Source organism: Variovorax sp. GW821-FHT09D05, assembly GCF_059416325.1.
This window is the reverse complement of record NZ_JBWKOZ010000006.1, coordinates 148,833-166,462: the sequence shown is the minus strand read 5'-3', so window position 1 is coordinate 166,462 and position 17,630 is coordinate 148,833. Positions and strand designations below refer to the sequence as shown.

Genomic DNA, 17,630 nt, shown 5'->3' with positions numbered 1-17,630 from the left:
GGCTGGGGGCAAGCGCCGGTCAATCCGCCCCAGGCCGCCACACCCGCGCCAGTGCGGCCATCTTGCCCCTGAATCCCAGCCGGTCGTTCGACAGCGCATCGATGAAATCCGACAGCCGCTGCGACTTCACCATCGTGTAGATCGTCAGCCACGTCGTCGCGACGAACACCACGCCGAACCACACTGCCTTGCGCCACAGCGGCGCGTCGGCCTCAGCCAGCAGGTTCATGCCGAGGAAGCCGGTGGTGATGGTGCCGATGAGGCCGAACAGCGTGACCACCGTGAGCCGCACGACAGTGCTGGCCTGCCTGCGCAGGCTGTCGGCGTCGAGATACGTGTTCATGTCGGCGATGCGTGCCTTGACTTCGTCGTAGAGTGGGTCGAGCCCGAGGTGCGTGGCGCACATGTGCGAGAGCGCGCGCACCTGCGCCTGCTCTGAAATTTCGTGGAACCAGTAGCGGTGCGTGAAGCGCAGAAAGCGCTCGAAGCTTGCGCGGATGGCGCGCTTGAACTGCTTCACGCTCGGCGTGCTGCGGATGTCCAGCCGCTTGAGCGCCTCCACCAACTGATCGGAGAACATCAGCAGCGAGGCCTTCTGGAAATGCGCAATGAGGAACAGCAGGAAGTGCTGGTGCCTGAACTGCGCGAGCACGCCGCGGTCGCGGCAGCAGAAGAATTCGGAGTTCGCATCGCCCACCACGATGAGCGCATGGCCGTTGCACAGGTAGCGCGTGTTGGGCGCTGCTCCTGCGTTCACCCAGAAGCGGTCGTAGCAGTACTTGTGCTCGAAGTCCGCTAGGTGATGCTCGGCGTAGGGCAGGTGGGCGTCGGTGGCGCCTGCGCCGGTGACCAGCGCGAGCCGCACGAAGTCGTCGCGCGTGAGGCGGCGCGGGTCGTCCAGCGAGAGATAAGCCATGACCGGCATGCGGTAGTACTCGATCTGCCGGTAGCGCAGCACGCCGGGGTCTTCCGAATGGTCGCTTACCAGCGGCTGCATCAGGTAGGCCCAATGGGCGGAGATGCGTGGCGCCCGATGCTGCGCCACATGCGAGAGAAAGGCCTCGCGTTGCTGCGCGTCGGAACTCGCGAGCACATGGCCGTCGGCGGCCAGCCATTCGACGCTGGCCATGCAGTGCAGTGCCGAGCCGTCGGGTTCCCAGCCGGAAGGGTAGGCGCGGCCGAAGCGGTAGAGGATGTCTTGCGCCTGCGCAAGGCTCAGGTTGTTCGCACCGACTTCGAGGTTGAGCAGCACCACGTCGATGTCGAAGAAGAAGTACAGGTCGCAATGGATCACATCGAGCGTGACCGGCGCGTCGCCTGGCTGCGCCACCAGGCGCACGGCCGCAATGTCGTGGCGGCGGAAGATGCGCATCGGCGAATCGCCGTCGCCGCCCATGCCATCGCCACGCGAACGGCCTTCGCCGTACAGGAAGCGCTGCACGTACGGCAGGAAGCTCACGAACTCGTTGTAGTGCCGCTCGTGAAAGCGGCTGCTGTCGCCGGTGTATTCGTCGACCTCTTCGCGCCATGGCGAGGCATCACCCATCTCGCGCAGCACGTGCCAGGGCCCGTGATGGTGCGCGGGGCTGGCGTGCGGCGCAGGCATCAGCCGCAAGGGCCAGAGAAGGGCCTGGCGGAAATGCTGCACGGTGGGGGCGCCCGTGGGGGGCGTGTGTGCCTCTGTGGGCATGGTGGCCGCGGGTGGGTTCAGCATGGACTTCAGTGTAGGCAGAAGGTGAGACAAAACGACCACCTAGGGGAATCCCTATATGAGCCTGAAACCGGTTTCATATAAGCTGCAAGCCTTGCTTTCGGGGCACGCACGCGCCCACCCGGCGCGCATTCGGGTCCGCCCACCATGAACTACCAGTTTCAATTCGACGCCGTCTTTGCCGCCTGGCCGCTGCTGCTCAAGGGCACGTGGATCACGGTCCAGCTCTCGCTCATTGCCACGGTGCTGGGCCTGGTGGTGGCCATCTTCTGTGCCTGGGGCAAGACCTCGGGGCCGGGCTGGCTGCGCTTTCTGGTCAATGCCTACATCGAGGTGATCCGCAACACGCCGTTCCTCGTGCAGCTGTTCTTTTTCTTCTTCGCGCTGCCGGCCATCGGGCTGCGCTGGTCGCCGCAGACGGCCGCGCTGGTGGCCATGGTGGTGAACCTGGGTGCCTACGCCACGGAAATCATCCGCGCGGGCATCGAGTCGATTCCCAAGGGGCAGATCGAGGCGGGCAGGGCGCTGAACCTCAAGCCTTGGGAAATCTTCCGCTTCGTCATCATCAAGCCCGCGCTGAAGGCCATCTACCCGGCGCTCACGAGCCAGTTCATCCTGCTGATGCTGAGTTCGGCGGTGGTGTCGGTCATCTCGGCCGACGACCTGACCTCGGTGGCCGCCAACCTGCAGTCGCAGACTTTCCGCAGCTTCGAGATCTACATCGTCGTGGCCGCCATCTATCTCGCGCTGGCGCTGGCCTTCTCGGCCATGTTCAAGCTGATCTACAAGCGCACGCTCAACTACCCGGACCGCCGGTAAGAGACGACGGACGGAGACATCAACATGCGCACCTTCGGCTTTCCCGAATTCCTTTTCATCCTCGAAGCGGCCAAGTGGACGCTGGCGCTGTCGGCCATCGCCTTTGTGGGCGGCGCGATCCTGGGGCTCATCATTGCGCTGATGCGCACGTCCGAATCGACCTGGGCGCGGGCCGTATCGACCACCTTCATCCAGATCTTCCAGGGCACGCCGCTGCTGTTGCAGCTGTTCCTGGTGTTCTTCGGCGCGCCGGTGCTGGGGCTGGACATCAACCCGTGGGTTGCCGCCGGCGTAGCGCTCATCCTGAACAGCGCGGCCTTCCTCGGCGAGATTTGGCGCGGCTGCATCGAGGCCATTCCGCGCGGACAGTGGGAAGCGGCCGAGGCGCTGAGCCTGAAGTACAGCTCGCGCATGCGCGACGTGGTGCTGCCGCAGGCCTTCAAGATCGCGCTGGCGCCCACGGTGGGCTACGTGGTGCAGATCATCAAGGGCACCTCGCTCGCGGCCATCATCGGTTTTGTCGAAGTGACGCGTGCGGGGCAGATCGTCAACAACGCCACCTTCCAGCCGCTCATCGTGTTCTCGGTGGTGGCAGCCATCTACTTTGCCATCTGCTGGCCGCTTTCATTGCTGGCCGCGCGCATGGAGCGCCGCCGCGCCCGCGCTCTCGCGCGCTGACCCTTTCCGTTGTTCTTTTTCTTTCTCGTCGCTTCCTTCCCTTATTCAGGAGACACATCCAATGACCGTCATCACCTCCCGCCGCGCAGCGCTCGCAGCCCTCGGCCTCGGCGCCGCCCTCACCGTGTTCGCACCCTTCGCCTCGGCGCAAACCGTGGCCGACATCAAGAAGAAGGGCGAGATCACCATCGGCATGCTGGTCGACTTTCCGCCCTACGGCACGACCGACGCGAAGAACCAGCCCGACGGCTACGACGCCGACGTGGCCAAGCTGCTGGCCAAGGACTGGGGCGTCAAGGCCAACATCGTGCCGGTGACGGGCCCGAACCGCATTCCCTTCCTGCTGACCAACAAGGTCGACCTGCTGGTGGCTTCGCTGGCCGTCACGCCCGAGCGCGCGAAGCAGGTGCAGTTCTCGCAGCCCTACGCTGCCGCCACCATCGTGCTGTACGGCGCGACCAAGACCTCCATCAAGGCGGCAGGCGACCTGAAGGGCCTGCGCGTGGGCGTGGCTCGCGCTTCGACGCAAGACGTGGCCGTGACCAAGGCCGCACCGGAAGGCACCGAAATCCGCCGCTTCGACGACGATGCATCGGCCATGCAGGCGCTGATCTCGGGCCAGGTCGATGCCATCGGCTGCTCGGTGACCGTGGCAGCGCAGATCGCCAAGCGCGTACCCGCCAACACCTTCGAAAACAAGTTCACGCTGGTGCAGCAGTCGATGGGCATCGCGATGCGTCCGGGCCAGGAAGAGCTGCACAAGGCGGTGAACGAGTTCGTGCAGAAGAACACCGCCAACGGCGAGCTCAACAAGCTGTATCAGAAGTGGCTGCAGGCCGACCTGCCCAAAATGCAATAAGCAACCCCCGAGGCTGAAGGAATCCTGGCATGACGACGGAATCGATCATCCGCATGGAAGCGGTCAACAAGTGGTACGGTGAATTCCAGGTGTTGACCGGCATCGACCTGTCGGTGCGCCAGGGCGAGCGCATCGTGATCTGCGGGCCTTCGGGCTCGGGCAAGTCCACGCTCATCCGCTGCATCAACCGGCTCGAGACGGTGCAGAAGGGCCGCATCGTGGTCGACGGCATCGACCTCACGGCCGGCGGCAAGAACATCGACGCGGTGCGTGCCGAGGTCGGCATGGTGTTCCAGCAGTTCAACCTGTTCCCGCACCTCACCATCCTCGAGAACTGCACGCTCGCGCCGATGCGTTCGCGCGGCATGACGAAGGCGCAAGCCGAAGAGGTAGCCATGAAGTACCTCACGCGCGTGCGTATTCCGGAGCAGGCTGGCAAGTATCCGAGCCAGCTCTCGGGCGGGCAGCAGCAGCGTGTGGCGATTGCTCGCGCGCTGTGCATGACGCCCAAGATCATGCTGTTCGACGAGCCCACTTCGGCGCTCGACCCCGAGATGGTCAAGGAAGTGCTCGACACCATGATCGGCCTGGCCGAAGACGGCATGACCATGCTGTGCGTGACGCACGAAATGGGCTTTGCCCGCAGCGTCGCCGACCGCGTGATCTTCATGGCCGAAGGCAAGATCGTCGAGCAGGCGCCGCCCGAAGAGTTCTTCGGCAACCCGAAGGACGAGCGCACCCGCCAGTTCCTCGGCCAGATTCTCAGCTCCCACCAAGCCCACTGAATGTCCTTCTCCGTTCTGATTTCTCTGTCGTCCTTCGGCGCGGCCGAGGTGGGGCGGCATGGCCAGCTCTGGTGTTCGCAGCTGGCACGCACGGCGGGCGCCGATTCGGTCGAAGTGCGCGGCGAGATGCTGCGCGACGCCGATGCTGAGTTGCCTGCACTGAACGGGCTCGCCTCCGTGTATTCCAGCCCCGAGGGCCTTTGGGCCCAGGGCGGCTGGCTCGACAGCGCCGCGCTCAAGCGCGGCATCGCTGCCGCCACGCGCGTGGGCGCGAAGCGGCTGAAGATGTCCATCGGCGACTTCCAGGCTTCTTCTCACGGCTCACTCTGGGGCCTGAAGGTGGAGCTTGCCGAAACCCGCGTCGAGCTGCTCATCGAGAACGACCAGACCGTGCACGCCGGCACGCTGCCCGCGCTGCAGACCTTCTTCGACGTGGCCGACCGCGCCGGCGTGCCGCTGGGCATGACCTTCGACATGGGCAACTGGCACTGGCTCGGCGAGTGCCCGCTGCAGGCGGCGCAGGCGCTCGGCCACCGCGTGCGCTACGTGCATTGCAAGGGCGCGCAGCGCCTGCCGCACAAATGGGTGGCGGTGCCGCTGGGTGACTCCGTCGCGCCATGGCGCTCGGTGCTGCGTGCGCTGCCTGCCGACGTGCCGCACGCCATCGAATACCCGCTCGTGGGTGACGACCTGCTGGCCGTTACCCGCGCGCAGATCGACTTCATCCGCGCCGCGCGGGCGTAGGAACAAACACATGACAGAACCAACCGCCTTCGACGTCGCACTCTTCGGCGAAGCCATGCTGCTGCTCGTGGCTGACCGCCCCGGTCCGCTGGAAAACGCAGAGGCGTTCCACAAGCGCACTGCCGGCGCCGAGACCAACGTGGCCATCGGCCTTTCGCGCCTGGGGCTCAAGGTGGGCTGGGCCAGCCGGCTCGGCACCGATTCGATGGGCCGCGCGCTGCTGGCCGCGATGCGCGCCGAAGGCATCGACTGCTCGCACGTGATCACCGACGCGACGCAGCGCACCGGCTTCCAGTTCAAGGGCCGCGTCACCGACGGCAGCGACCCGCCGATCGAATACCACCGCAAGGGCTCGGCCGCGAGCCACATGGGCCCGGCCGACGTCGACGAAGCCTGGCTGCGTTCGGCGCGCCACCTGCATGCCACCGGCGTGTTCGCCGCCATCTCCGACACCAGCCTGCAGGCTGCGCTCAAGACCATGGACGTGATGCGCGCCGCTGGCCGCACCATCTCGTTCGACACCAACCTGCGCCCCACGCTGTGGTCGTCCACCGAGACCATGCGCCACTGGATCAACGAACTCGCCTCGCGCGCCGACTGGGTACTGCCCGGCATCGAAGAGGGCCTGCTCCTCACCGGCCACGACAAGCCCGAAGACGTGGCGAAGTTCTATCGCGATCGCGGCGCGAAGCTGGTGGTCGTCAAGCTCGGCGCCGAGGGCGCCTACTACGACAGCGATGTGGCCGGCACCGGCCGTGTCGACGGCTTCCCGGTGAAGGAAGTGATCGACACCGTGGGCGCGGGCGACGGCTTCGCGGCCGGCGTGGTGAGCGCGCTGCTCGAAGGCAAGAGCGTGCCCGAGGCAGTGCGCCGTGGCGCATGGATCGGCGCGCGTGCAGTGCAGGTGCTGGGCGACACCGAAGGCCTGCCGACGCGGGCGCAACTCGAAGAAGCGGGGCTCTGAACACCATGACGAATGTGTCGAAGAAGAACGTGCTCGTCTTCCGGCCGTTGCCCGAAGACCAGTTGGCGCGCCTGCAAGCCGTGCACCACGTGGTCGTGGCCGATCCGCGCAAGGAACCCGAGGCCTTTGCCGCCGCGCTGCGCAGCGCGCACGGGCTGATCGGGTCGAGCCATACGGTCGATGCCGCGCTGCTCGACGGGGCGCCGCAGCTCCAGGTGATTTCGAGCGTGTCGGTCGGTGTCGACAACTATCCGCTGGCCGAGTTGCACAAGCGCGGCATCGTGCTGTGCCACACGCCCGACGTGCTCACCGAAACGGTGGCCGACACGGTGTTCGCGATCCTCATGGCCACGCAGCGCCGAGTGGTCGAACTCTCTACGCTCGTGCGCGAAGGCCACTGGACGAAGAACATCGGCGAAGAGCTCTTCGGCACCGACGTGCATGGCAAGACGCTGGGCATTCTCGGCTTCGGCCGCATCGGGCAGGCCGTGGCGCGCCGTGGTGCGCTGGGCTTCGGCATGCCGGTGCTGTATCACGCACGTCGCCCGGTCGACCTGGCCACGCAGGCGCCCGAATTGCAAGGCCGCGCCACGCACACGCCGCTGGGCGACCTGCTCGCGCGCGCCGACATCGTGCTCGCGATGCTGCCGCTGACCGACGCGACGCGCGGCATGATCGACGCCGCCTTCTTCGCGCGCATGAAGCCCGGTGCAGCCTTCATCAACGGTGGCCGTGGCGCCACCGTGAACGAAGACGCGCTGCTCTACGCACTCGACCACGGCACACTGCGCGCCGCCGGCCTCGACGTGTTCGCGAAAGAGCCGCTGCCGGCCGATTCGCCGCTGCGTACGCACCAGCGCGTGACGCCGCTGCCGCACATCGGCTCGGCCACCCACGAGACGCGACACGCCATGGCCGAGCTCGCCACGACGAACCTGCTGCAAGTGCTGGCTGGCGAGAAGCCGACTGCGCCGTACGACACGGCGAACGCATGAGCACGAGCCGGTTTTTCTCCCTCCCCCGCAGGGGGAGGGAGGGAGCAAAACCATGAAGCCGACCGGCCGCGCCACCATCGCCGACGTCGCCGAAGCCGCCGGCGTCTCCAAGGCCACCGTCTCGCGCTTCCTCAATCACCGCGAGCGGCTCCTGAGCCCCGACATCGCCGCGCGCGTCGAAGTCGCCATCGCGGCGCTGGCCTATTCGCCGAGCCCGATGGCGCAGGCGTTGAGCCATGGCCGCTCACGGCTCATCGGGCTGATCGTGGCGGACATCACCAATCCGTACTCGGTGGCGGTGCTGCGCGGCGCCGAGAAGGCCTGCCAGGACGCCGGCTACCTCGTGATGCTGTTCAACCTCGGCAACGAGAGCGAACGCGAGCGCGAGGCCATCGACGCGCTGGCGGGCTACCAGGTCGACGGCTTCATTCTCAACACGCTGGGCCGCGGCAGCAATGTGGTCGACGCGGTCACGCTGCACGGCAAGCCGGCGGTGCTGGTCGACCGGCGCCACACCGGCATGCACACCGACTTCGTCTCGCTCGACAACCACGCCGCGATGCAGGCCACCTGCGGTCATCTGGTCGAAGGCGGGTATCGCGAGCTGCTCTACGTCACCGAGCCGCAAAAGGGCGTGAGCTCGCGGCGCGAACGCACGGCCGCCTTCGGTGCCTGCGTGGCCGCGCACGAGCCGCGCGTGGCGGGCGAGGTGTTCGAGTGCGTCGAGGGCGAGAGCGATGCGCTCGACGAGGCCTTGCGCGCCCTGCGCCAGCGCGCCAAGCGCGGCCGCCGGGCCGCGGTGGTCGCGGGCAATGCCGTGGTCACGCTGCGCATCGCGCAGGCCATGGCGCGGCTGGGTTGGCAGTTTGGCGCCGACCTCGGCTTTGTCGGCTTCGACGATCCCGAATGGGCCTCGCTCATCGGCCCCGGCCTGAGCACCGTGGCACAGCCTACCGACGCCATCGGCCGCACGGCCGCTACCTGCCTGATCGAGCGGCTGCGTGGGCTGGATGCGGCGCCGCGCCAGTTGCTGCTGCCTGGAGAGTTGGTGGTGCGGGGTTCGTCGCAGGCGCTCTAGCGTCCTGCTGCGCGCGGTCGAAGGTGATCGGCCCGCGCATCCAGTCGGCCGCGCGTTCGGCAATCATGATCGTCGGCGCGTTGGTGTTGCCGCCGATCAGCGTGGGCATGATCGAGGCATCGACCACGCGCAGGTTCTCGATGCCGTGCACGCGCAGCTTTGCATCGACCACCGCCATCGCATCCGTGCCCATCTTGCAGGTGCCCACGGGGTGGTAGATGGTGTCGGCGCGCGCGCGAATGTGCTGAACGAGTTCTTCGTCGGTGTGCGCGTCGGCCGTGTAGAGCTCGCGGTGGCGGTACTTTTCGAGCGCCGGCGCGCGCAAGATCTCGCGCATCTTCTTCACGCCTTGCAGCAGCAGCGCCATGTCCTCGGGGTCTGACAGAAAGCGCGGATCGATGCGCGGCGGCGAGCCTGGGCTGGCATCGTTCAGGCGCACATCGCCGCGGCCCTTGGGGCGCAGCACGCACACGTGGCACGAGAAGCCGAAGCCCGCGTGCAGCTTGCGTGCATGGTCGTCGGTGATCGCGATCACGAAGTGCAGTTGCAGGTCGGGCCGCCGCAGTTCGGGCGACGACTTGATGAAGGCGCCGCCCTCGGCGAACGGCGTCGCGATCATGCCCTTGCCGCTCTTGCGCCACTCGGCAATCGCCTTCACCAGGTGCAGGCCACCTACCACGCCGATGCCGAACAGGTCGGTGTGCTTCGAGGTGTAGGCGAGGATGAAGTCGGTGTGGTCCTGCAGGTTCTGGCCGACGCCCGGCAGCGCATGCTGCACGGCAATGCCGTGGCGGCCCACCTCGGCCGGGTCGCCGATGCCCGAGAGCATCAGCAACTGCGGCGAGTTGAATGCGCCGCCGCACAGCGCCACCTCGCGCCGCGCGTGAAGGGTCTCGATGCTGCCGTCTTTGCGCCGCACCTCCACACCGGTGGCGCGCCGGTCTTCGAGCACCACGCGCAGGGCCTGCGTGTCGGTCAGCACCGTGAGGTTGGGGCGCTGGTTCATCACCGGATGAAGATAGGCAGCCGCCGCCGAGCAGCGCTCGCCGTTGCGCGCGCCATCGTGGAACTGCGTGACCTGGTAGAGGCCCGCGCCTTCCTGTTCGGCGCCATTGAAGTCGTCGTTGCGCGGAATGCCGCACTCCGCCGCGGCCCGTACGAAGTCTTCGGCAATGGGGCGCGGGCTCTGTTGCTCCGAGACCTGCAGCGGCCCGTCGGCACCGTGCAGTGCGCTCGCGCCGCGCTGGTTGCCCTCGGCGCGCTTGAAGTAGGGCAGCACCGAGTCGAACGACCACCCGGTGCAGCCCGCGCGCTCCCAGTCGTCGTAGTCGTCGCGATGGCCGCGCACGTAGAGCATGGCGTTGATCGCGCTGGAGCCGCCCAGGCAGCGTCCGCGTGGCTGGTAGCCTTTGCGCCCGTTCAGGCCGGGCTGCGGCACGGTCTGGTAGGCGTAGTTGTTGATGCGCGGGCGGCCCGGCAGCATCGCTACCGTGGCGGCAGGCGCCCGCACCAGGATGCCGCGGCCGTCGCCGCCGGCCTCGACCAGGCAGACCTTCACGGCGGGGTCTTCGCTCAGCCGCGAGGCCAGCGTGGCGCCGCCGGAGCCGCCACCCACGATGACGTAGTCGAATTCCATGGCGCTTCTTCCTTTTGTTCTGTGCTGCCTGCGTCCGCGCGGACGGATTCGACTTTAGGAATGAACGTGCAATCAGGGCTTGGCGTTTTCCCTTGTCTCCGAAGTCAGGTCGAGGTCATGCCGAGGTCGTGCAGATACCCCTCCAGCTCTTCGATGTGGGCGGAGTCGACGATGGCGCCGACATAGCCGTCCGGGCGCACCAGCACCCAGTCGCCCGACGCGAGCCCATAGGCTTCGCGGAAATGGCCGCCATGGTCGCGCAGATCGCCTCTTTCGCCGAAGGTGTGGATGTGCAGGCCTGGGCGCGGTGCCACGTCGCGACGCTCGACCTCGCAGCCCAGCAGCGTCCAATGCGCGCCCTTGAACAGCTCGAACAGGCGCGTCGGTTGCCCGGCGGCGCCGGTGACCGGCGCATCGGGCGCGCGGTCACCCGCACGCAGGCCGTCAACGCGCGCCGGCTTTTCCATCGCGAGGGACGATTCGGCGTACCCGAGGTCGAGCTGATGCACTTCCCGCCCGCGCCGCATCTCGCCGCGCTTCGCTTCGCCGAGCAACTTCGTGGCAAGCCCGAGCATGTCCGCGGCAATCGGGCGGCGCTCTTCCTCGTAGCTGTCGAGCACGGTACCGGGTGCGCCGGCGGCAACTGCCGCCAGCTTCCAGCCAAGGTTGTAGGCGTCCTGCACGCTGGTGTTGAGCCCCTGGCCGCCGGTGGGGGGATGGACGTGTGCGGCGTCGCCGACCAGCAGCACGCGACCTGCCCGGTAGCGATCGGCCAGACGCGCGTTCATGTTGAAGGCCGAGGCCCACGAGACCGAGTGGATACGGATGTCGTCACGGCCGGTGCGTTCGGCAACCATCGCGGCCAGTCCCTGCGCGCAGAGGTCGATGTCGCCCTCCAGCGGTATCGGTGCCTGCAGCTGGAACAGCTCCGTTCCGGCGAGCGGGCACAGGGACATCTGTGCATTCATCTCGCCTTCGTTGAAGCGGTGCCATGCTTCGCGCCCCAACCCTGACAGGACGACGTCGGCCACCACGGCACGCACGCCCAGCGTCTTGCCCGGAAAGCCGATGTCCAGCGAATGCCGCACGAAGCTGCGGCCACCGTCGGCGCCGACGAGAAAGCGCACGCGCAGCGTTTCTTCACCCGCCGCGCTGGCCAGCCGTGCCGTCACGCCGTCCTGGTCCTGCTCGAAGCCGATCAGTTCGCAGCCGAACGCGGGTCGATGCCCGAGCTCGGTCAGGCGCTCGCGCATCACGCCCTCGGTCAGGAACTGCGGGACCATCAAAGGAGAGCCATAGGGTTCAGAAGGTGTCGGTGCTTCGTGCGCCATCACCAGCGAATCGGCATGGCTGCCGTCAGCGCGGTATTCCCGCGAGGGCGGATACAGGCCGCCGGCCGCGACGATCCGCTCGAGGATGCCCAGATCCTCGAAGACCTCCTGCGTTCGCGGCTGGATGCCCTTGCCGCGCGAGCCCCGGAAAGGCGTGTCCATCTTCTCGATCAGGCGGAAGGAAACACCTCGCCGCGCCAGGTCGATGGCGAGCGTGAGGCCGGCTGCGCCGGCGCCGCAGATCAGGACGTCGGCGGAAAACTGCTGTGTCATGGCAAACTCCAATATGTGTAATATGCACTCAATAGGAGCGGATGCTATGCCAAAGAAAATAAATGTGCAAGATACACATATGTCCGCGCAACTGCGGGCGCTGCACGGTGCGCTGCTGACCGTTGTGAGCGTCATGAATCGCCCGCAGCGCGACGAGGCGATGGTGCGCGAAGCGGGCATCTCGCTCGACCGCGCCTTGTTTCCGCTGCTGGTGGGCATCGAACGCGTAGGACCGATCGGCGTGGTCGAACTCGCCGACCGTGTCGGGCGCGACTACACCACGGTCAGCCGGCAGGTCGCGAAGTTGGAGAGTCTTGGCCTGGTGGAGCGCCAGGGCGGCGTTCACGACCGGCGCGTGCGCGAAGCGATCGTGACGCCGAAGGGCAAGGTCATGACCGATGCCGTGGATACGGCAAGGGAACGGCTGGGGCGCGCCATATTTGCCAAGTGGGAACAGCAGGATTTCGAGGAGCTGGTGCGGCTTCTGCAGAAGTTTGCGGTCGATATCGAGGCGGGCCCTGCAGGCGAGCGTTGATCGGGTTGAGGGGCGCTGCCTCGCTGACCTTTGAACACATGGCGCGCGACCGGGGCCTCATCGGGTTTCCTCTGCCGCTGCAGACAGGCGATTGACAGCCACCGGCGCGACACTGTCGCAACCGGTCCATCCCGCAAGACAAGGAAGCCAGGAACATGGAAGAGACAACAACAACAACGACCCCCGCCATCTCGCGCCGCGGCCTGCTGCGCCTTTCCCTTGGCGGCACCGCCATGGCCTCGCTGCCCGGCATCGGCTGGGCCGCCACCGGCGCCGCCGCGCCGGCCTTTGCCGACGGCCTGCCGCGCAGCCGGCCCGAGGCGCAGGGCATCTCGTCGGCGTCGATCCTCGCCTTTCTCGACGATGCCGAGCGCGGCGCGTTCGAGCTGCACAGCTTCATGCTGTGGCGCAACGGCCATGTGGTGGCCGAGGGCTGGTGGGACCCCTACAAGCCCGAGCGCCGGCACATGACGCATTCGCTGACCAAGAGCGTCACCGTGTGCGCGGTCGGCATGGCCATTGCCGACGGCAAGTTCGGACTCGACGACAAGGTCGTGTCCTTCTTTCCCGAGCACCTGCCGCCCACGGTCAGCGCCAACCTCGCGGCAATGACCGTGCGCGACCTGCTGACCATGCGCACCGGGCACGAGTCGATGGTGTCGGGCTCGGTGTGGCGACCCATTCGCACAAGCTGGATTGCTGAGTTCTTCAAGATCCCCGTGGTCTACACGCCGGGCAGCAAGTTCGTCTACACCAGCGCGGCTACTTACATGCTGTCGGCCATCGTGACGAAGACCACCGGGCAGTCGACGGCCGACTACCTCAAGCCGCGTTTCTTCGAGCCGCTGGGCATCACCGGCTACGAGTGGGACGTGGGCCCCGAGGGCATTTCGCCAGGCGCCAACGGCCTGAGCTGGAAGACGGTCGACTCGCTCAAGCTCGGCATCCTGCATGCGCAGAACGGGCAGTGGAACGGCAAGCAGATCCTTACGAAGGCCTGGGTCGATTCGGTGCACGCACCGCACACCAAGGACCGCTACGGCTACCAGTGGTGGCTGGGCCAGCACGGCGCGTACAACGCCGATGGTCTGTTCGGGCAGTATTCAGTGGTGTTCCCCGAGCAGAACGCAGTGCTCGCGCTCAACTCAGCGCTGCCGCCCAAGGCCGGGTTCAACGCAGGCATCCTGTATAAGCACTTTCCCGCGGCATTCGGCGCTACTGCCGTGGCCAGCGAGAAGGACTATGCCGCGCTCAAGGCCCGCACGCGCACGCTGCAACTGCTGCCGCCGGTGAAGCCGACCAGCTCGCCCGTTGCCGCGAACGTGTCGGGCCAGCGCTTCGACTTTGCTGAGAACCCGGAGAAGATCAAGTCGATGCGGCTCGACTTCTCTTCCGCGGAGTCGTGCGTCTTCACCATGGAAGACGACCGCGGCACGCACAAGGTGCAGGTCGGCTTGCGCAAGCCCTTCGAAGGCGACACCACCATCACCGGCAACAAGCTGCACCACGAGTACCAGCCCGAGGTGATGCGCGTGGTGGCCAGCGGCGAGTGGCGCGACGCGCGCACCTTCGTCATGACGTGGACCTTCGTCGAGTCGGCCTTCCGCGACACCGTGGAGTGCCGCTTCTCCGGACCGTACATGCGCTTCGACCGCAGCGTCAATGTGAACTCCAGCGCAACCGAAATGCCTACGCTCACAGGGACGCGCGCGAAGACTTAGCCCACACTTTTTGAGAGGCGCTTTTACCGGCGCTTCACTTCCCGGACAAATTGACGGGCGTGGTTCGTGGCTCAATGTCCGTCATGCACATGCTTTCGGACGCCACGATCTTCACGCAGGTGCGCTTCTGGGTGCTGGTGCTTTGCTCGCTGGTGTGCCCGGCCGCGATCTTCGTCACGCTGTTCGTGCGGCGCGAGTTCTCCAAGAAGGCCGTGCTTGCCTTCGGCCTGCTGCTGATCCTGCTCGCGGGCGTGGACATCTTCGTGCTGCGAGCGCTCTCGCTGGAGGCGCAGGCCACGCCTTCGCTGGCTGACGACATCGTCTTCTCGTCCGAGCTGTCGATTGCGCTTTACATCATTCCTGCTGCGTTCGGCACCTTCGGGCTCAACATGGTTTCGCATGTGCTCATGCATTACCTGAAGCAGAAAGAGGCGCGCTTCGAGGCCCACCGGCAACAGGTTCGGCCGCTGCCTGTCGTCAACGTGGCGCAGCGGAATCGTCCGAGGGCACTGGGCGGGCGACGGACAAGGCCGGTGCCCGCATTGCGTCGCCAGCGTGTGGGGGCGCACGTCGTCGCCCCGCGGCTGGACGCCTGAGCGTTCCCTTCGCCCGCGGCGCAAACTATCGGTTTCCCGAGGACGGTGCAAGCCGCAACGGCGCATGCACCGCAATGTCATTGGGAGCGCGCAAGGAGAACTATTTTTTAGTTCGCCCGTTGCGAAAAACGGTGCTTGGTGCGCTCGCCCCTCACTCGCAGCATTCGCCTCGCTGGCCCTCCGGATGTCCGTCTGCTGCGGGAAGGGGACGGCATGGCATCATCGTGCGCCTCTCCCACTCGCATGCCCATGTCCGCAGATTCCTTTGTCCGCCGCGTCCGCAGCCAGCTCGACCAGTTGTCCGCAACCGAGCGGCAGCTTGCCGATTTCGTCCTGGAGTTTCCGGGCGAGCTGGCCAGCTATGCGGGCAACGAGCTGGCGGAACTGGCGGGGGTGTCGCCTTCGACGGTGAGCCGCTTCATCCGTCGCATCGGCTACGAGAACTACGAAGAGGCCCGGCGCCAGGTTCGAGAGGAAAAGCAGACGGGTTCGCCGCTGTTCCAGAACGCGACCGAGGCGTCGAAGCGCGGCCACCTTGTCGCCACGCATTTCCAGCAGTCTCAGGCCAACCTGGCCAGCACCTTCGACCGGCTCAACGACAGGCAGATGGCCGGCATCGTGAAGGCGATCATCGGCGCGGGGCAGGTGCTGATCTTCGGCAGCCGCAGCAGCCATGCCTTTGCCCTTTACCTGCGTTGGCAGATCGTGCAGGTGGTGCCGCGCGTCACCGCCATTCCGGGGCCCGGCGAGACGTTGGCCGAGCACCTGGCTGGCCTGACCGGGCGCGACTGTGTGATCGTCTTCGGCACGCGACGGCAGACGCGGCAGATGGACATCCTGCTCGCGGGCGCCAGCAAGGCCGGCGCGAAGATCGTCTACATCAGCGACAAGGCCTCGCCGGACTTCGCTGGGGCCACCTGGTCGCTGCAGTGCGATTGCCGGGGGCCGGGGCTTCTGGACAATCACACTGCCGTGATGGGCATCTGCGACCTGATCGCCACGATGGTGATCGAAGCCTCGGGCTCCGCCGGTCGCAAGCGTCTGGCCGCGATCGAGCTCGAGCACGAGGAAAACGGCGAGCTTTGAGCGGCAGCGGCGCTCGACTGGCCTGACCTGGTCGGAGTGCACTGAAAAGACGCACGACCGTAGTGCGCATCTGCCCATCCAAGGTGCATCCGCAGAGACTGCAACAGGTCTCGGATGCGCCCGCCTGTGACGGTCATTCCACGCTTTCCCCCTCTGAAAAGTACCCCTGCGGCACGTGGCTTACGTGCGTCACGCGCAGGCGGGCATGTCGCTTGCATAGGGATGTTTCGCATGAAATTAAGATTTCACAAAAACAAACTAGGTGAAATCGATATGTCATGCCGATGGAGTCGCCGATAGCATGCGAAGCGATTCCGGACTGCGCCGAGCAAAGCACTTCATACCTTTCTCAAGGGGTTTCCTATGGCTGGACCTGCACTCTCTTCCGGACCCGACTCGCCCCGGGTCGCCGAACTCGACAGAGCGCTCGACAAGATCGGCGTCACGCGATCGCACCACACGATCATCTTTTTGATCCTCATCGGCTGCCTGTTCGACAGCTTCGAGCAGAATGCCGTGGGTATCGTGGGACCGATGCTGCGCGAGCAGTGGGGGCTCAGCGCTTCCGACATCGGCTTGCTGAACACCGTCACCTTCGCCTGCGCGGCGGTGGGGCGGATCATCTCGGGCTTCATTGCCGACCGCTACGGCCGGCGCGTGATGCTGTCGATCGACCTGCTGCTGTTCACCCTCGGCGCAGGCATCTGCGCGATGGCGCCCAACCTGGCGGTGATGGCGCTGGGCCGCGCGGTCGTGGGTTTCGGGCTGGGCGGCGAGATCGCGATCGCCGTCACCATGCTGGCCGAGTTCTGCTCGACCAAGTTCCGCGGCACCGCTGTCGGGCTGGTGAACGTCGGCGCGGGTGGGCTCGGCAACTTCCTGGCGCCGGGCTTCGGCCTGCTGGTGTTCTGGATGTTCCCGGGCGACAACGCATGGCGCTGGCTGTTCGCCTGCCTGATGGTGCCGGCGCTACTCGGTGCTTTCTATCGCCGCTACATTCCTGAGACGCCGCGCTTCCTCATGTCGCAGGGCAAGGTGAAGGAAGTCAATGCGGTGTTGTCGCGACTGGCGTCGGGCAGGCTTTCGAAGAAGAACGTGCCGCAGCATCAGTACATCACCGACGATGGGCTGGCCGCGCCGAATGCCCGCATCAAGGTACGCGTGACCGAGATCTTTCGCGGCGCACTGGCGCGGCGGACCATTCCGCTGTGCATCACGATCTGGATGACCTACGGCGCGCAGATCTCGGTGCTCACGCTGATGCCGACCATCCTTGTTGCCCTGGGCTACAGCATGTCGAAGAGTCTGCTCTTCACGATGGTGATGCAGGGCGGGAGCCTGCTGGGGGCCATCGCAGCCTCGCTGCTGGGTTTTCACTTTCCGCGCAAGCGCGTGCTGACGGCCGGCGCCGTGTGCGCCTGCCTGGCGGCGTTGACCATCGGCTTCGTTGCCAAGAGCATCGTGGTGATCCTGATTGCCGGCGCGGTGTTCCAGTTCTTCGTGCTGCTGCTCAACACGACGATCTGGATCTTTGCGCCCGAGCTGTACCCGACCCGGGTGCGAGCCTTCGGCACGGCCTTCATTCTTGCCACTGGCACAGCGGCAGGCGCGCTGATGCCGCTGGTGGCGGGCCGGCTCTTCGATGCCTTCGGCCTGGTCGGCGTGTTCGGCCTTGCGGCCGGTATGTACGCGGTCTTCGTGGTCAGCGTGCAGAGCGTGCCCGAGACCTATGGCCAGTCGCCCGATGCGTTGCCGCTGCCGGGTGAAAGCCCCGGCGACGACGCTGCCCCGACCACGAAGATCGTGCAGCCGGGTTGAA

Annotated in this window: 16 protein-coding genes; 13 read left to right on the top strand and 3 right to left on the bottom strand. The window is 66.4% G+C overall.

Annotated elements, in window-relative coordinates; translation table 11 throughout:
• Positions 1-19 precede the first annotated feature (19 nt).
• Positions 20-1,714, bottom strand: a complete 1,695-nt coding sequence (locus AC07O3_RS17700; protein WP_440531959.1) for a hypothetical protein — start codon at positions 1,712-1,714, stop codon at positions 20-22.
• Positions 1,715-1,858: 144 nt separating this feature from the next.
• On the opposite strand from AC07O3_RS17700, the gene AC07O3_RS17695 reads away from it, so the two are divergent.
• The 8 genes from AC07O3_RS17695 to AC07O3_RS17660 all read left to right on the top strand — a co-directional run bounded on the left by AC07O3_RS17695 (position 1,859) and on the right by AC07O3_RS17660 (position 8,633).
• Positions 1,859-2,530 carry an amino acid ABC transporter permease gene (locus AC07O3_RS17695; protein ID WP_093050872.1) on the top strand — a complete coding sequence of 224 codons (672 nt, stop codon included), beginning with the start codon at positions 1,859-1,861 and terminating at the stop codon, positions 2,528-2,530.
• A 24-nt stretch (positions 2,531-2,554) separates the two neighbouring features.
• Positions 2,555-3,208: an amino acid ABC transporter permease gene (locus AC07O3_RS17690; RefSeq protein ID WP_093050869.1), complete on the top strand. Its 654-nt coding sequence runs from the start codon at positions 2,555-2,557 to the stop codon at positions 3,206-3,208.
• A 61-nt stretch (positions 3,209-3,269) separates the two neighbouring features.
• Positions 3,270-4,067: a transporter substrate-binding domain-containing protein gene (locus AC07O3_RS17685; RefSeq protein ID WP_093050866.1), complete on the top strand. Its 798-nt coding sequence runs from the start codon at positions 3,270-3,272 to the stop codon at positions 4,065-4,067.
• A 29-nt stretch (positions 4,068-4,096) separates the two neighbouring features.
• Positions 4,097-4,852, top strand: coding sequence for an amino acid ABC transporter ATP-binding protein (locus AC07O3_RS17680; protein ID WP_093050863.1), 756 nt, complete (start codon positions 4,097-4,099; stop codon positions 4,850-4,852).
• On the top strand, positions 4,853-5,596 hold the full coding sequence (locus tag AC07O3_RS17675) for a sugar phosphate isomerase/epimerase family protein (protein WP_495339951.1): 744 nt from the start codon (positions 4,853-4,855) through the stop codon (positions 5,594-5,596).
• 10 nt (positions 5,597-5,606) lie between these two features.
• Positions 5,607-6,560 (top strand): sugar kinase, encoded by a 954-nt coding sequence (locus AC07O3_RS17670; protein WP_097198786.1) that lies wholly within the window; start codon positions 5,607-5,609, stop codon positions 6,558-6,560.
• Between the two features lie 5 nt (positions 6,561-6,565).
• A complete protein-coding gene (locus AC07O3_RS17665; RefSeq protein WP_495339950.1) occupies positions 6,566-7,555 on the top strand; it encodes a 2-hydroxyacid dehydrogenase in 990 nt (329 codons plus the stop codon).
• A 52-nt stretch (positions 7,556-7,607) separates the two neighbouring features.
• Positions 7,608-8,633 carry a LacI family DNA-binding transcriptional regulator gene (locus AC07O3_RS17660; RefSeq protein WP_093050851.1) on the top strand — a complete coding sequence of 342 codons (1,026 nt, stop codon included), beginning with the start codon at positions 7,608-7,610 and terminating at the stop codon, positions 8,631-8,633.
• Here AC07O3_RS17660 and AC07O3_RS17655 read toward each other — a convergent pair.
• The gene (locus AC07O3_RS17655; protein ID WP_495339949.1) at positions 8,533-10,269 is read right to left on the bottom strand and encodes a GMC family oxidoreductase; all 1,737 of its coding nucleotides are present in this window, start codon (positions 10,267-10,269) and stop codon (positions 8,533-8,535) included. The two genes, AC07O3_RS17660 and AC07O3_RS17655, sit on opposite strands and share 101 nt — an antisense overlap.
• A 104-nt stretch (positions 10,270-10,373) precedes the next feature.
• Positions 10,374-11,873 carry an FAD-dependent oxidoreductase gene (locus AC07O3_RS17650; protein ID WP_495339948.1) on the bottom strand — a complete coding sequence of 500 codons (1,500 nt, stop codon included), beginning with the start codon at positions 11,871-11,873 and terminating at the stop codon, positions 10,374-10,376.
• A 79-nt stretch (positions 11,874-11,952) separates the two neighbouring features.
• On the opposite strand from AC07O3_RS17650, the gene AC07O3_RS17645 reads away from it, so the two are divergent.
• The 5 genes from AC07O3_RS17645 (at position 11,953) to AC07O3_RS17625 (ending at position 17,629) form a co-directional block, all read left to right on the top strand.
• The gene (locus tag AC07O3_RS17645) at positions 11,953-12,408 is read left to right on the top strand and encodes a MarR family winged helix-turn-helix transcriptional regulator (protein WP_495339947.1); all 456 of its coding nucleotides are present in this window, start codon (positions 11,953-11,955) and stop codon (positions 12,406-12,408) included.
• A gap of 155 nt (positions 12,409-12,563) precedes the next feature.
• Entirely contained in the window at positions 12,564-14,129 is a 1,566-nt protein-coding gene (locus AC07O3_RS17640) for a serine hydrolase domain-containing protein (protein ID WP_495339946.1), read from the top strand.
• A gap of 83 nt (positions 14,130-14,212) precedes the next feature.
• Positions 14,213-14,725, top strand: a complete 513-nt coding sequence (locus tag AC07O3_RS17635; RefSeq protein WP_307616764.1) for a hypothetical protein — start codon at positions 14,213-14,215, stop codon at positions 14,723-14,725.
• A gap of 243 nt (positions 14,726-14,968) precedes the next feature.
• Entirely contained in the window at positions 14,969-15,811 is an 843-nt protein-coding gene (locus tag AC07O3_RS17630) for a MurR/RpiR family transcriptional regulator (protein ID WP_176928712.1), read from the top strand.
• Positions 15,812-16,174: 363 nt separating this feature from the next.
• Positions 16,175-17,629, top strand: a complete 1,455-nt coding sequence (locus AC07O3_RS17625) for an MFS transporter (protein ID WP_093050839.1) — start codon at positions 16,175-16,177, stop codon at positions 17,627-17,629.
• The last annotated feature ends 1 nt before the right edge of the window (position 17,630 follow it).

What these genes read in the sequence shown, in the direction of transcription:
- AC07O3_RS17700 (WP_440531959.1), bottom strand. Translation starts at nt 1,714, where the DNA reads ATGCTGAACCCACCCGCGGCCACCATGCCCACAGAGGCACACACGCCC.
- AC07O3_RS17695 (WP_093050872.1), top strand. Translation starts at nt 1,859, where the DNA reads ATGAACTACCAGTTTCAATTCGACGCCGTCTTTGCCGCCTGGCCGCTG.
- AC07O3_RS17690 (WP_093050869.1), top strand. Translation starts at nt 2,555, where the DNA reads ATGCGCACCTTCGGCTTTCCCGAATTCCTTTTCATCCTCGAAGCGGCC.
- AC07O3_RS17685 (WP_093050866.1), top strand. Translation starts at nt 3,270, where the DNA reads ATGACCGTCATCACCTCCCGCCGCGCAGCGCTCGCAGCCCTCGGCCTC.
- AC07O3_RS17680 (WP_093050863.1), top strand. Translation starts at nt 4,097, where the DNA reads ATGACGACGGAATCGATCATCCGCATGGAAGCGGTCAACAAGTGGTAC.
- AC07O3_RS17675 (WP_495339951.1), top strand. Translation starts at nt 4,853, where the DNA reads ATGTCCTTCTCCGTTCTGATTTCTCTGTCGTCCTTCGGCGCGGCCGAG.
- AC07O3_RS17670 (WP_097198786.1), top strand. Translation starts at nt 5,607, where the DNA reads ATGACAGAACCAACCGCCTTCGACGTCGCACTCTTCGGCGAAGCCATG.
- AC07O3_RS17665 (WP_495339950.1), top strand. Translation starts at nt 6,566, where the DNA reads ATGACGAATGTGTCGAAGAAGAACGTGCTCGTCTTCCGGCCGTTGCCC.
- AC07O3_RS17660 (WP_093050851.1), top strand. Translation starts at nt 7,608, where the DNA reads ATGAAGCCGACCGGCCGCGCCACCATCGCCGACGTCGCCGAAGCCGCC.
- AC07O3_RS17655 (WP_495339949.1), bottom strand. Translation starts at nt 10,269, where the DNA reads ATGGAATTCGACTACGTCATCGTGGGTGGCGGCTCCGGCGGCGCCACG.
- AC07O3_RS17650 (WP_495339948.1), bottom strand. Translation starts at nt 11,873, where the DNA reads ATGACACAGCAGTTTTCCGCCGACGTCCTGATCTGCGGCGCCGGCGCA.
- AC07O3_RS17645 (WP_495339947.1), top strand. Translation starts at nt 11,953, where the DNA reads ATGTCCGCGCAACTGCGGGCGCTGCACGGTGCGCTGCTGACCGTTGTG.
- AC07O3_RS17640 (WP_495339946.1), top strand. Translation starts at nt 12,564, where the DNA reads ATGGAAGAGACAACAACAACAACGACCCCCGCCATCTCGCGCCGCGGC.
- AC07O3_RS17635 (WP_307616764.1), top strand. Translation starts at nt 14,213, where the DNA reads ATGCACATGCTTTCGGACGCCACGATCTTCACGCAGGTGCGCTTCTGG.
- AC07O3_RS17630 (WP_176928712.1), top strand. Translation starts at nt 14,969, where the DNA reads ATGCCCATGTCCGCAGATTCCTTTGTCCGCCGCGTCCGCAGCCAGCTC.
- AC07O3_RS17625 (WP_093050839.1), top strand. Translation starts at nt 16,175, where the DNA reads ATGGCTGGACCTGCACTCTCTTCCGGACCCGACTCGCCCCGGGTCGCC.